Annotated in this window: 12 protein-coding genes; all 12 read left to right on the top strand. The window is 44.4% G+C overall.

Annotated features, from left to right (window positions below; all coding sequences use genetic code 11):
- The first annotated feature begins 12 nt into the window (after positions 1-12).
- The 12 genes from B212_RS0117020 to B212_RS35400 all read left to right on the top strand — a co-directional run bounded on the left by B212_RS0117020 (position 13) and on the right by B212_RS35400 (position 13,446).
- The gene (locus tag B212_RS0117020; protein WP_019912145.1) at positions 13-525 is read left to right on the top strand and encodes a hypothetical protein; all 513 of its coding nucleotides are present in this window, start codon (positions 13-15) and stop codon (positions 523-525) included.
- Between the two features lie 58 nt (positions 526-583).
- The gene (locus B212_RS0117015) at positions 584-1,108 is read left to right on the top strand and encodes a hypothetical protein (RefSeq protein WP_019912144.1); all 525 of its coding nucleotides are present in this window, start codon (positions 584-586) and stop codon (positions 1,106-1,108) included.
- 27 nt (positions 1,109-1,135) lie between these two features.
- The gene (locus B212_RS0117010; RefSeq protein WP_019912143.1) at positions 1,136-1,675 is read left to right on the top strand and encodes a hypothetical protein; all 540 of its coding nucleotides are present in this window, start codon (positions 1,136-1,138) and stop codon (positions 1,673-1,675) included.
- Positions 1,672-2,034: a hypothetical protein gene (locus tag B212_RS0117005; protein ID WP_019912142.1), complete on the top strand. Its 363-nt coding sequence runs from the start codon at positions 1,672-1,674 to the stop codon at positions 2,032-2,034. Before B212_RS0117010 ends, B212_RS0117005 begins: the two co-directional genes overlap by 4 nt.
- A 15-nt stretch (positions 2,035-2,049) precedes the next feature.
- A complete protein-coding gene (locus B212_RS0117000) occupies positions 2,050-2,601 on the top strand; it encodes a hypothetical protein (protein ID WP_019912140.1) in 552 nt (183 codons plus the stop codon).
- Positions 2,588-3,568: a hypothetical protein gene (locus tag B212_RS0116995; protein ID WP_019912138.1), complete on the top strand. Its 981-nt coding sequence runs from the start codon at positions 2,588-2,590 to the stop codon at positions 3,566-3,568. Before B212_RS0117000 ends, B212_RS0116995 begins: the two co-directional genes overlap by 14 nt.
- Positions 3,569-3,637: 69 nt before the next feature.
- The gene (locus tag B212_RS33230) at positions 3,638-4,852 is read left to right on the top strand and encodes an S-layer homology domain-containing protein (protein WP_019912136.1); all 1,215 of its coding nucleotides are present in this window, start codon (positions 3,638-3,640) and stop codon (positions 4,850-4,852) included.
- A 15-nt stretch (positions 4,853-4,867) separates the two neighbouring features.
- Positions 4,868-8,248, top strand: a complete 3,381-nt coding sequence (locus tag B212_RS31705) for a DUF5704 domain-containing protein (RefSeq protein ID WP_156830155.1) — start codon at positions 4,868-4,870, stop codon at positions 8,246-8,248.
- A gap of 200 nt (positions 8,249-8,448) precedes the next feature.
- Positions 8,449-8,748: a WXG100 family type VII secretion target gene (locus B212_RS0116975; RefSeq protein ID WP_019912134.1), complete on the top strand. Its 300-nt coding sequence runs from the start codon at positions 8,449-8,451 to the stop codon at positions 8,746-8,748.
- A 109-nt stretch (positions 8,749-8,857) separates the two neighbouring features.
- A complete protein-coding gene (locus tag B212_RS35405) occupies positions 8,858-10,843 on the top strand; it encodes a hypothetical protein (RefSeq protein WP_019912133.1) in 1,986 nt (661 codons plus the stop codon).
- A 16-nt stretch (positions 10,844-10,859) separates the two neighbouring features.
- On the top strand, positions 10,860-11,477 hold the full coding sequence (locus B212_RS0116965; protein ID WP_019912132.1) for a hypothetical protein: 618 nt from the start codon (positions 10,860-10,862) through the stop codon (positions 11,475-11,477).
- Between the two features lie 490 nt (positions 11,478-11,967).
- Complete coding sequence (locus B212_RS35400) at positions 11,968-13,446, top strand: hypothetical protein (protein WP_232231486.1); 1,479 nt, start codon at positions 11,968-11,970, stop codon at positions 13,444-13,446.
- Positions 13,447-13,453: the final 7 nt, after the last annotated feature.

The following is a 13,453-nucleotide window of genomic DNA, read 5'->3' as shown; positions in this document are numbered from 1 at the left end:
GGAGACACAGGCATGGAGAATATAGCAAGCTTTCTTAAGACAACCATATCCATTCTAATTACGCTTGCCATCATTTCAGCAGGACTGTTCCTGTGGGGCAAAACACAGCCTGTAGTCGAACTGGCGAATAGCCAAGCGGCGGCACAGGCCAGGGAACTATCGGAGCAGCAATACTCCGCCTTTGATAATCAGATCGTCAGCGGCTCCCAGATTCTAACCGCTTATCGGCGTTATGAATCACAGGAAGGGTTTTATCTTTATGTTCAAAGACCTTATGTCTACGGGCAAGATGAGTCGAATAGAAAATTCGGAATGAACCCGAACGGGAAAGGCAGTGTACGGGCATTTGATTATTCCGGCGGAAAGTTCAAAGACGGTACTGATACTGAATCCAATGTTCGAAACGATGAGGATATCTCGGACGCTTCAGGCCATTATTACATCAGTCCGCAAGCCAGATATAGGGCGAAGCTGATAAAAGACAATAATGATCGGATTGCCGCCATATATTTCGATGCAGAGTAACGGCCATTATGGTCAGAAGAAAATGAGTAAGCTTCAAATAAAGTGAGGAGAAAACATCATGGAGAATATTTCGACCGGACTTAAATGGGTTATCGGGATCATCGTTACCATCCTGATTATCGCCGCAGGCGTCAGTATTTACTTGGTTATCAACAACTACTTCATCCGTGCACAGGAACAGACTCTGGCTCAGACCCAGATGATTAATCAAGCGGAGTTCAACAGCTATGATAACAAGGATGTATCCGGGCAGGATGTGATTAACGCAGCGATGCGATATAAGGGGCGTCCGCAGTTCGCGATTAAGATTAAGACCGGGGAAAATGCAACTGGGTTCTATGCGGAGAATACTTATGGAAAAAACTATACTCAACCTACAGATACGACTAAGCCGGTCGTTGATTTAAGTAAGACTGAGAGCGGAAGCAGTACTGGTGTCAAAGTTTCAGTGATGTTAGATCAAACACAGACCCAATCCTACAACACTACTAATTATTTCGTGAATACTCTCTCAACCTTTACAGCTGTAGTTTATAGGGACAGTAATGAGGAAGTCCGTTTAATTGTTTTTACACAGAAATAAAATTATTACCAGAAAGGATGGGTATGCATGGAGAATATTTCTACTGGACTGAAATGGGTCATTGGAATTATCGTCACTATTCTGATCATCGCTGCGGGTGTCAGTATTTATCTGGTGATCAACAATTATTTCATTCGAGCACAGGAACAGACCCTTGCCCAGACTCAGATGATTAATCAGGCTGAGTTCAACAGCTACGATAATAAGGATGTATCCGGCCAGGATGTGATTAATGCGGCGATGAGATATAGAGGACGTCCGCAATTCTCCATTCTAATCAAGACGGGGGTAAATCCGACGGGGTTCTACGCAACCAATACATATAAAACATATTACTCTCTTCCAAGTAAGAAAGATAATGAGACCGAAGAGCAATTCCATCTTGATGACCTTTCCAGCCTTGAGGATTACAGTGTGTCTCAGATGTTGGACCAAAGCAAAAAGCAAGATGATAATAAGGAAAATAGCAATGTGAATACACAGTCGATTTTCAGGGCTAATGTATTTAGAGACAAGAATGGTGAAGTTCGATTAATTGAATTTGATCAAAACAAGGCTGGCAAATGAAAACCGCCACCCAGTTCCTACTAACCCTTTTTGCCTGGATATTATTCACTATCGGCGGTTTTACATTTCTACACCTGGAAGGGGAAAACACCGTCCAGGCCCGGCAGCCAGAGCAGCCAACGGTTGCAACGGCGCCTTACAAAGGGACAGGCGATCTAAAAAAAGTCAGCGGAGAGCAAGTCATCGGCATGATCCCTGCGGCACTGGAGGGGGACTATATTTTACATATTGATGGCATTGTGATTAATGAGGAAACAGACCTTACAGCAGTGGATTTGCGCGGAGTTCCTGGTGCTGCTTATCAGTTAACAGTCACGCGAACCAATGAGATGATTACTGAAATCTCTGCCACCCGCTGAGAAAGGAGGAGCTGCATGGCAGATGCGCTGAAAGGTGTAATTATCGTTATTCTGCTTGCCTTCGTGTTTGGAGTATATCCGGCTTTTCGCCAATCCGAGGTTGTAGAGAGGAATACAAAGCTCGCGGCCAATGCGGCTGTGGTGGAATTCGTGGATACGGTTCGTGCCAAGGGATACGTGGATGTAGGTGATTATGAGCTTTTTCTCCATTCGCTCGATGCCTCATATGGTGTATTCGATGTCCAAATGGAGTATTACAAAAAGAATTTACAGCCTTTGTATACGAATCCTGACGATTATTCCACATTCCAGAACAGCTTCAGTGTACGTTACGATGGCTATTTTAATAAAGATATTTTGAAAGTCTTATATCCGGATTCAGGTACTTCACTGGCAGCAGATGATCCCGGCAGAAGATTCACCATGCATGTAGGAGATCTGTTTAATGTCCGGCTGGAATCCGAAGGAACGACGCTTGCCTCTCGAATGCGATCGCTGCTTTTTCATAGTGAACTGATTCCGGTCAATTTGAAATACGGGGGGATGGTGCGAAGTGAAGCCCCTTAGTGTAGTGCTTGTTTTTCTGATTCTGGTTATTCCGCTTGTTCTTATGGGTGATACCAGAGAAGATCTTCGGGTCTTTAATCAAGAGATGTATAAACGCTATTCCGATGATTTTCAGGCCGCAGTGGATGATGCTGGCGACTATCTGTCGCGACTGGAAATGCAGCCGACAACAACAGCGGTACACTACGGGCGGGAACGCCAACTGCAGCTAGATCAGGATGTGCTGAGTGTGTTCTACAGTAATCTGGCTATGAAATTTGGACTGGAGAACAATCAGACTGAAATGAACAATTTGAAGCTGCATATGCCGGCGCTTGTTATGTTTGGTTATAGCGGCTATAGGCTGGTTACCCTGGACGACACGGCCACGGATAGCGGTCAGGAAGAGCTTAAGCCTGTGAGTTGGCCGGAACGTCCCTATTACTACAAGCTTAAGAACGGTAATCTGCTCTATTTCACTTTGGATGACAACGCACGGGTATATGATACAGGCTTTAATGAATTCTATGAGGGAGAATATGCATCGCTGGCGGCAGAGACCAATCTCTCGCCGTTAACCTCGCTTGAAATCTTCCGTGAGGTACGGCAGAGTACAATAACTTCACTGGTAGAAAAAGATTTGGCAACCGCAATTAACAGGCACCTGGAGCTGGTGAAACGGATGGGCTTGTCGATTCAGTTCACACTGCCCCGCGGGCTGCATGAGCAGTCCATACAAGATGTGGGGATTATGGCTTTTATTCAAGGCTACCCGCTTCCTGGCGGAGAACTGCTGGATGCCTATTCCCTCGGCAGCGGTGCAGTGATGCGGCGCAAGGCACTTATCGGCACCCGGAATTCTGCTGGAAGACGTATCGCTTACGGGGAAAGCTGTGTACCGGCTGGCGCGGCTGTGATTGAGACCCTGTTCGATCCCGAGGAGGCTGCGCGGAAAGGGTATTTTATTGAGGATTGTGCGGTGCGTTAGGAACTTAATCTGTAAATGAGTTGTACTGCCCAATACTTATCTATATTAATAATGAGAGGAAGTATTTCTATGAATGCCCTAATGAAAATAAGTAAAAAAGCAGTCCCGTTCGTCTTGCTGCTTACTGTCTGTATGGTCTCGTCATCTAAATCTGAAGTCAAAGCAGCCTCTGTTAAGTTCAGTGACATTCCCACTAATCATTGGGCGAAGTCAGGAATTGATACGGCGGTAAACAAAGGTTATGTAGTGGGGTATCCCGGGGGGCTATTTATGCCTAATGCCAATGTAACCCGCGCAGAATTTATCAAAATGGTTGTGACAGCGACCGGACAACCCGTGGAGGAGACTACAGGTAAATGGTATGAAAGTTATGTAACAGCAGCAGAACAAGCAGCCTTGTACATCAAAAGTGATTTTGCCAATTCGGATACTGAATGGAATAAAAAGATTACCCGTCAAGAAATGGCGCGTATCGCTGCCCGAGCGACTGGATTAAAGACAACGGAAGACGATAAGTGGATGTATCTGGCTACTAAGTCGGGACTAATATCGGGATTGGGAAAAGGAAGGCTGGGGGAAACGGAGAGTACAACAAGGGCACAATCGGTTGTAATTATTGAACGGATTTTAAGCACAAATGGAGGAAGCACTCTTAAACCGGATAAGTATGCTGTGTCAAATGCAGAATTGCTCTGGCATGGGACAAATATATTTACTGTTATGCCGGATATATTCACTACAGGTGATCCTGTTAAAGATGTTAATGCAGCAGACCTTTGGAAAGAAGAGAAGATGAAAATCACTTCTAAAGATGGTCTTTATAGTGCGCAATTAGATGCGCTGATTGCAATAGATTTAGCTGACAAAAATGATCCCAATTTAGATCTTATCCCTGATGTATCAACGCTGAAATGGAAAAACACGGCTGATAATACCACAAATGGAATTAGGATAACTGAGAAATACATGAATAGTTACTTGCTCTATTCGAAAGCCCATATAAATTTCAATAAAGATACCACAAGATACTCAAAAACTACTTTTTTTACAGCCGAAGTTCTAGGTACTACCAATCTGGATAGAAAATCCTTCGTGAATGGAAATCTGAATTCTCAAGCTTTGGTCTTTCAGAAGGTCCCTTTTGATTTACCTATGACTATACTGCCGAAAAGTGGTTGGGTACAAGATGGAAAAATAATTGTTTGGATTAAGGTTCCATCACTTTCAGCTTTCTATCTCTTACGAAATGAAATCTTAAGTATTGCAGGTCCATATAAGAAATAGGGGAGGTCAGGAATTTTGAAATTAAAATGGTCAAAAAGCATAGCATTGGTAAATATATTGTTTTTTATCACAGTTATTTTTTTGATCTTATTTCTGCAATTTAAGCCAGTTGAAACAAACGCCGCAGGTACAGAAGAAGTATTGTTCAAAACAGATGGTATACAATACCAGGCTAATGATGAAAATCTAAAGCGTGCCTATCAATCGGTTTTTAATAATACTAAGGAATTAAAAACGGTACCTTTCGAGCTTAACGCAGGTACTGGGAAAATTATTACTAAAATCATACTGAAAAAAGATAATCAAGTTTTGCAGACGATTAATGTGAATGCTCAGTCATATAATCAATATATAACATTACAAGGAGAACCGGTTGCTGTAAAATCTGTCGGTAATGTGGCTAACGGAAGCTGGTTTGCTTGGAATCGAAGTATTGAAGGAACGACTTGGGTTCCAGGTTTAGGCGGAAGTTGGCACTATGACGTTCCACCAAATAGCACCACAGGAAGTGAAACAATTGGAGGTATTCTACGACATAAATGGCCAGGCAAAAGAATAATTAAAGATGATACCCCGTTTCAGAGAAATATGCCCTTTTACAGTGTAGGTGGAGTGGACTATGGAGATTTCGCCACCACATTAATAGATAGTGATCCTACAAGACTAATAGCGGCTAATCCAATGCAGATTGGAAGTAATGTTAGTATTATTACTAACACAATGATAGCTACGCCTGACGGCGTATCTGGATACACAGATCCAACTACAGTAATCATAGGTTATAAAGTAATGGATTTAGAACATGGCCTCGTGACTTACAGTCAAGATTTTGGTCATGAAGGTTACAGGGTGAATATTGCACCCAATGGTTCTTCAGCAATGATGTATTACTTTGCAAATTACAAATTTGATATCAAATCCTACACCTACCGTTATCCAAATGTCTATGAGGTTTACGTTAAAAATGGGACTGCAACACCACCTCCTCCTACACCCACACCAACACCGGAGGCCCCGACAGTAGTATGTACCGATCCTGCTCCGGGTCAAGTCGTTTCCGATGAGTTCCTGGATCCTGGAGTGGCTGCTGAGATCAGAGCGGATCAGCGTGGAAATGAGCAATTCGATGTTCTGCAGGGTATCCCAAGCTCAGAAAGCTTATATGGTCATGCCTCTACTAAGGGTTATCTTTATCAAAATAAATTTGTTGAGATGAAGGGTACCTGCACATATGATATTAAGATTCAAAAAGTATATACCTTAAACTGGGATCCTACAAAACCGGCGCCCTCTGGACCAGGGACTGTTCCTGCTCCAACAAGCGAACCGAAGCAGGTAGTGTACTCTTACCCCATCAATCGTCCTTATTCGTATTGGACTATAGATACTTTGGATGTTTACGCTCTTACCAAGGCGGTGCTGAGGAATGATGCTCTTTCTGGGGGAGCAGTGACCCTGGAACCGAATGGATATACTCCACCTGAATTTTCTACGGAAATCACGGGCAAATATATTCCTCCTGAGGCTCCAGCTCCAATCACGGTTCCTCCTAGTGATGTACAGGGAGGTACGACTCGTCCGGAACCGAATAATGAAAAAGAAGTTTTTCGATCGAAAGCCGAGGAGGCTGCCAAGAAAATCAAAGTTCAAAATGACACCTTTGCCTTTAATGGACAGACGATCATGGACGGAAGTGAAGTTACAGAGGCGGGACAATCTCCAGGTACCATCCCGAACCCGCAGCCCATAGGTGACGACGTGCTGTACAGCCCGGGAAACATCATTGAGCCAACACACGTAAATGCGCCTAATCTTCCCAGCTCTGGTGAGATTACCTATACTCCTATGAATGGGAATATCAACGGCGGGACAGAGGATAAGATGTATCTGATTGGTGGCATCAACTCGATAACTGTGCACACACCGGTCGTCAACTACTCGCTACTCCCTGACGATAATCGCCCGTTCGACCAGCGGATGGTGCCGGATATGACACGGACGGTGCTGATCCTGGACCGGCCCTTCACCGTGAACTTTACGGAGAGCGGCCAGCATCTTAATATCCCCGGTTATGGCAACCGGGATTATGCCAAATACACGAAGAATAAACGCATCCAATTTCCGTTTGGCGTATTTCAAGAGGGCCAGTATTACCCGGAGAATACCTGGATTTACATCCCTGTCGGGACACCGTCCATGACTTTTACGATGCCGACCTGGGTCAATGAAGGCGATTATACTATCAATACGCAGTCGTGGGCGATTAATGCCCCATCAGATGGTACGGATCTTTGCCAGGTGAACCTGAACGGTGACTTAACGAATTACTGCGCATCGGAGAGTTTCAATGTCGGTGTGGTCGGCCGGCTGTTCGATTTTCGGATCTGGGATATCGGAGATTTCCGGTTTGAAAAGGTATTCCGCACCGGGATTGGGACACTTGAGCATAGCACTGCGATGTATTATACAGGCGGTAATGATGAGAATGGCAATCTGACGGCCATAAGCGGGCAACCACAGTGGTACCTGCCGATCCGCAAGGGCTCTCATCCTACCGAACAATTGACGGTTCCTCATAACGGGTACTCTTTCCTGTTTGATTTCCGGACCATTGGGAACCTGTGGCAGCCGGGTGAGGGTATCCGGATTGAACCGAGCTTCTATTTTATCCCGAAAACAGGGGGATTACCGACACCCGTTGATCTGTACTATGATATCTCCGGTTCGAACAACAAAATGATTGGCGTTGGTTCCTCCAAGGACAAGTTGAGTTATATCCGAACCTATCGCTTGGCGGATGGCCTGCGGAATATATCGAGCGGTGAATTATCGACGGCGGCCAGCTATGAGTACAATTATATACTGACTGAGCAGGAGCGGGAGAAGACCCCTTGGCTGAAGTTCTACAAGCAGTATGTAAAGCGCAAAACTAAACTTGCCACAGGTTATGACCTGGAGGTTCTACCTTATAAATCGCGGACCTTAGTCGGTCCTACTGACATTCCGAACGGAGTAGACCCAATTGCGGCTGTTAGGAGTGTTCAGCACTGGTACGGAGAATACAATCTGCCAATTTCTCCTTACATCCTACCGAAGGGAACCAGCATAGTCACCCTGGCGAATCAGTATGGAGGTGCACTGGATGGGCATGAGAAGGAGTTCATTACCGGTGGATATATTCTGGTGAAGTTCGGAATCTATACGGTCAAAAATGGAGATGCAGACACGCGTATTCTAGGCTACAAAGCTCCCATTGCCAACATGTGGGCGATTGAAGGCCAGATGACGGGGGACACGGATGAACGGGGTCAGACATTTTCTTTTTCCTCCGGGGACATCATCCTGTTCGAAGCGGATTACTCGGTGCGAAATGATTATCTGGGGCAGGGAAGATAATTGTTTTGAAAAAAGTTCCTTAGTAGTTTAATTTATCTTTAAAAGGATTAATATATAAACTTATTAGTGCTTTAGGCCGATAAATATATAGTGGGCAACTGGATTTATAATAATGAACTTGAAAAACCTTATAGGTCTAAAAGAGTATTTTTCAAGTTCATTTTTATATAAAAATCAATTACTTAAAGGAGAGGTAAATAATGGCACAAACCACCAAAGTTGCATTGAACTATGATGGATTAGCTGGACAGGGAAAGATACTTAAACAGTATGGAGATGAAGTGGATAGATTAATCAAAAAAATAAAGAATACAATGACTAATCTCAACAGTGTATGGGATGACGCGGCAGCGCAGGACTTTACGCAGAAGGTTGCAAAATTGGAACCGACGTTTCGACAATTCCAAGAATCACTTGAATTGCTAGGAACGCACATGGAAAAGGTTTCTCAAAGTTATAAGACACTTTCAGATGAAGTTAAAAATTCGCAAAGATTCTAGCATGTGTATAAGTCAAACAAACTTCATGAGCTCCATTACATAAGAATGCCATTAGCTATGCAGAAAGCTGCATAGCTAATTTTAATTAGGAGCAAGCAGGGGGAAGCACATGGCGTCAACGAAGCTAATATTTAACGTAGATGAGGTCGAACGCCTGCGAACAAAGATCGGACAGGTAAGCCAGGACACGAATCTATTGTACTTGCAACTGAACGGCCAGGCCAACAACTGGGGCGGCATTCCATTGGGACAAGATCTGGTACAGGCCCAGGTTCTCATCAATGAACTGACGGTGGAGGCCGAAAAGCTTGAAGATATTATTCGTCAAGCCGTAAAAGGTGTTCAAAGCCTCCAGGAAGAGAACAAGCGGCAGGCCAGCCAGCTCACCCAGCAGTTCAGCCTCTTTGCAGGCATGTTCGGAAATTTTGGGGGAAATGGAAGCCAAGGAAGGTTTTCGATCCCACCCTTCGCGCAGAAGGCAGCGACGAAACTGATCTCCTCCATTGCTGCCCTAACGGGCCGGGATGGGCTGGATAGCGATCCGGTGGTGAAGAATCTTCGGGACCTCCTCCAAAAGTTTGGTCCGGGGACCATAGAAGGTATCTCAGCGCAAAGCAAACTAAACGACATTTACGAAGCGCGGAATCTGATCGAGAAGACGCAGACGGCCTACGATGTCTATCAGGCATTTGGGAATAAAACGCAAATGAATGCGATGCACAAGCTGGCGGAAGAGGCCCGCAAGAAGCTGGAGTCTCTGGGTGTAGATAAGGTTCAATACGAGGCGGGGAAAGATTTAAGCGCGTATTTCAAGCAACCGGCAGTAAAAGCGTGTGACTACGATCCGTCGATCACGACCAGTAGTGTGCCACTGGTGCGGGATGAATCGTATCTTCTGCTTCTGCGAATGGCGATGGAACCGGGGAAACAAGGTGCCTGGGCAAAAGGTCAACTGGACGGAAAACGAGTGGAGATTAAGTTAGCGGAGGCTGCAAAGATCGTTGCGGCACAGATGGAGGCCGAGAAGCGGCTGAATGGTCCGCCAATGAACCTGCCGGATGGGACACCGATTACAGCGAATAACAAAGTGAATGAGACTACCATGGCCTATTTCCAGGACAAGGTCTACGATCCGAATGCTCAGCTCACGCCGATGTATACTATGTATCTAGGGTGGTTGGAGGACACCTATGGCATGACCGAATGGCGGAAGAGAGTGGTACAGGCGGATGCGGTAACGAGCGCATTTGTAGGGGCTTTGATCGAAGAGACGGTCATGGGTGTGGTGGATACGGTCAAACTAGCATTCAATTTTGTGGTGGACCCGCAGAAAACGACGCAGGAGATGGTGGATAAAGCCAACTATGTGATAGAGCATCCGGAGGTGCTGGTCGAAGCAGTCCGGACGGTATATCAAAACTTTGACGAGGGGACCCCGGAGGAAAAGGCCGCGATGCTGGGTTCGGTCGCCTCTATATTAGTACCAGGACTCTCGATTACGAAGAGCGAAAAGATAGGCAAAGTGGTCGACGGGGTGCAAGAGCTTACCACCAAAGCAATGGATGGAGTGAAGGATCTCAATAAGGTTATCCAAAACTCCGAACACTTCACCGGATTTTCGAATCCATTCTTAAGTACGCCGGAAGGGGGAACTTTCAAAATAGGGAAGATCATCCCTGAACAGAATCCGCTGCCCAAGACATCGGTGCAGGAGCATTATCTCAATGAGATGGACGGGCTAGGGGATGTGAAAGCGGGTAAGATTGAGGGGACGGGTGAAATTCCGAAAAGAAACTATGAGCCTAGCCCTAAACATGACCCTCAGAGTGGATGGGGAAGTCCCAATCCAATACCGGATGCGCAAACTGGACAACAGTTACTAGACAGCGCTTATTTATCTTCAAAGAACAAGCAACTTTACAACATCTATGAAGGCAAGCTAGTTAAGTTTCAACCTGATGGTGAATCCGGATGGCATCCATATGAAGTTGTTAATCCTGCCAAAGAAGTACCTGCTGACGTATTAAGGCAAATGGTTAACGATGGTAAAATTTCTAAAGCGGACTATAATAAGATGATAAAAAATAACAAGTGAGGTGACCAAGTTGAGGGTGTTTGGTGACAGTCATGTTTTCTCAGTGAAATATGAATTTACAACGAATCCTTTTAATGAAAAGGGATTGCTTGCTGAATCTTGGGGGGTGTTTGAACTTTGGGTAAACGGCAAAGAACTTTGTAATTCTTCAAAAAACAATCATGAACATACTGCCTATGAATGGAATTTATATCATTTAGTAGAATGGTTAGGTGAGAACCTTCCTATCATTTTACTTGATGAAGAGTTTCCTTTACCTGTTCAGGGCAAAACTGCGTTAGAATTATTGACTAAAAGTTTGGAATTTGATTCAGATAACGATGATGAATTTGATGAATGGTTTAGCACAAAGCAAGACTGGGAGTTCAAACATTCATGGTTTTCTAGCAGGGGTGGGTCTTATCTACCTGAGGTCTATTTTAGAAGGATTGGTAATCAAATAGAGATATCTTGGAATAACGAAGATTTGTATGCAGAGGGGATTTCGTTTCCCTTTATAACTGGCGTAGAATATGTTCCAATTGAAATCTTCGACACAGTTCTTAAGAATTATATTCATGATTTTTTGAAGATGTTAAGATTGAAAACCGAATGTATTGATGAATTTGAGAAGTTTTCGGAAAAGGTGCTATAGAAACGGAAAGAATAATGCATTCCTTAACTTGATAAGCTTCGTCTTTTCAAGGTTACTTGAGTGGGGGCTACCCAGTACCGAATGAACCCATCATTCAACCAGTAACGCATCTAACGTATGAAGATTTCTTCATATTGTTTGTACGCACATCAAATGCTTTAATTTTATAACCTAAATATCGCTACTCCCTTACGTTGAACAGGTCGATTATGGTCAGTTACCACCATGATTGACCTGTTTTTTGTTATCTTTGTTTTCTTGCGTTTTTTCAAATTTACTCACAACTGTAGAATACGCCGCCCCGATAGGGAGGATGAAATAGCAATAATCGCATCACAAGCTGGCGGAAGATGCGCGTAAGAAGCTGGAATCCCTGGGCGTAGACAAGGTTCAATATGAGGCGGGGAAAGACCTAAGTGCCCACTTCAAGCAGCCGGCAGTTAAAGCGTGTGACTACGATCCGTCGATTACGACCAGTAGTGTGCCTCTGTTGGAGACGGAAGAATATGCGTTACTACTGCGGTTGTCGATGGTGAAGGGGACGAAGGGAGACTGGGCGAGGCAGCAATTAGCACTGATGAAGCCGCAGGCCACAATCGGGCCGTCTGACCCGTATAACGCGGTGTCGGAAGTAGATATATTAAACCGGGATGATCCTGAAGTGATCAAGCGGCTGAAAGAGACGTATTGGTTCACCCTGTCAACAGAGGAGCAGGACCGAAGATATGAAGAGGTCAAAGCCTTTTACGAAAAGCAGGGAAAGGAAGCGGCAGACAAAAACCGTCTGCTGCGAAGTGGTGTCGGAAACCAGACGCTTGCCAATATTCTGGAAGGCGGAAGCAATATCCTGGTGAATGCGATCGATACAGCATCGTATGGGACGGCAGGGACAATTACGGATTGGATCATGGGTCCGAAACCGGAAGGCTATGTCGATCCGATGGATAATCCGTACGGAAAGAACGCAGGACAATTTGCGGGTAACTTCGTTAGCATAGGCCTACCCTTGAAGTTTCTGAACAGTGTGAAAACCGGGGGTGTCGTGGGGAAATTCTCCCCCACGTTATTGAAGTCGATGGTAGCGGGAGCCATCAGTGGAACCGTGGGTGAAGCGATTGACGCGTTCAATGATTACCGGGATGATGGAAAGCAAAGCCTGATTGAGCGCATAGCGGCTGTTGGAATCAATACCGGTTTTGCCGGTGCAGGAGATTTATTAATTACTGCGGGCAGTAAAATGGCTGCCAGTGCGATGAGATTTGTGAGTGTGAAGCTGCCAGGCAAGGCAACTCAAATAGAGATAGGTGTTAAAGAGACAGGTTTATTTAACAAAAGGAATTTACAAAACAGTTCTGGTTTTACCAATGAAGTCAATTCACTTTTATCTAAATATAAAATTTCTACTGAAGAGTTTAACACCTTGCGCCTTAAAGATGTTAGCTTATTGACCGATAGTGAAAAAATTATGATGAAATCCATACGAGAGAGTATACCCATGCCCGATAACACGACAATAATGCAAAAGGTTATACCTAATGAAGACATAGCAAAATATCTTGATGGAACATATAGTCAAGTAGGAGGTTACATAACTAGAGCATCAGATGTAACTCAATTAGAAGATTATATGAACATCTATAAGAGTCTAAGGTTAGATTACTCTGGCACAAAATTCAATGCTGCAACTGATGAAACATTAGGAGTTATAAAATTTAAAACACCGGAGTCTTCAAATATAAAAATTCCATATAGCAATGAAATGGGAGGGATTGTTTCAGAGCCACAGCCGTTCACTGGTAATGGTTTTACTAAAGCAACAAATGGCCAGTCTATCCCAGAGTATAAATGTGATGGGTATCTATCACTGTTTGATGGAGCAGAATTATACGCAGTTAGCAAAGAGGGTTCAGAAGTTCTATTAGCGACTTATGACGTGATTTTGGGACAGTTTATAAAAGTTAATCCCTAGGAGGATA

Origin of the sequence: Paenibacillus sp. HW567 (assembly GCF_000374185.1) — a bacterium.
In the GTDB taxonomy this organism is placed as follows: Bacteria; Bacillota; Bacilli; order Paenibacillales; family Paenibacillaceae; genus Paenibacillus_AQ.
The sequence above is the reverse complement of the archived record's forward strand: the minus strand, read 5'-3'. Positions and strand labels throughout refer to the sequence as shown.

Coding starts and splice junctions, on each gene's coding strand:
- B212_RS0117000 (WP_019912140.1), top strand. CDS start 2,050: ATGGCAGATGCGCTGAAAGGTGTAATTATCGTTATTCTGCTTGCCTTC.
- B212_RS35405 (WP_019912133.1), top strand. CDS start 8,858: ATGGCGTCAACGAAGCTAATATTTAACGTAGATGAGGTCGAACGCCTG.
- B212_RS0117010 (WP_019912143.1), top strand. CDS start 1,136: ATGGAGAATATTTCTACTGGACTGAAATGGGTCATTGGAATTATCGTC.
- B212_RS0116975 (WP_019912134.1), top strand. CDS start 8,449: ATGGCACAAACCACCAAAGTTGCATTGAACTATGATGGATTAGCTGGA.
- B212_RS33230 (WP_019912136.1), top strand. CDS start 3,638: ATGAATGCCCTAATGAAAATAAGTAAAAAAGCAGTCCCGTTCGTCTTG.
- B212_RS0117005 (WP_019912142.1), top strand. CDS start 1,672: ATGAAAACCGCCACCCAGTTCCTACTAACCCTTTTTGCCTGGATATTA.
- B212_RS0117020 (WP_019912145.1), top strand. CDS start 13: ATGGAGAATATAGCAAGCTTTCTTAAGACAACCATATCCATTCTAATT.
- B212_RS0117015 (WP_019912144.1), top strand. CDS start 584: ATGGAGAATATTTCGACCGGACTTAAATGGGTTATCGGGATCATCGTT.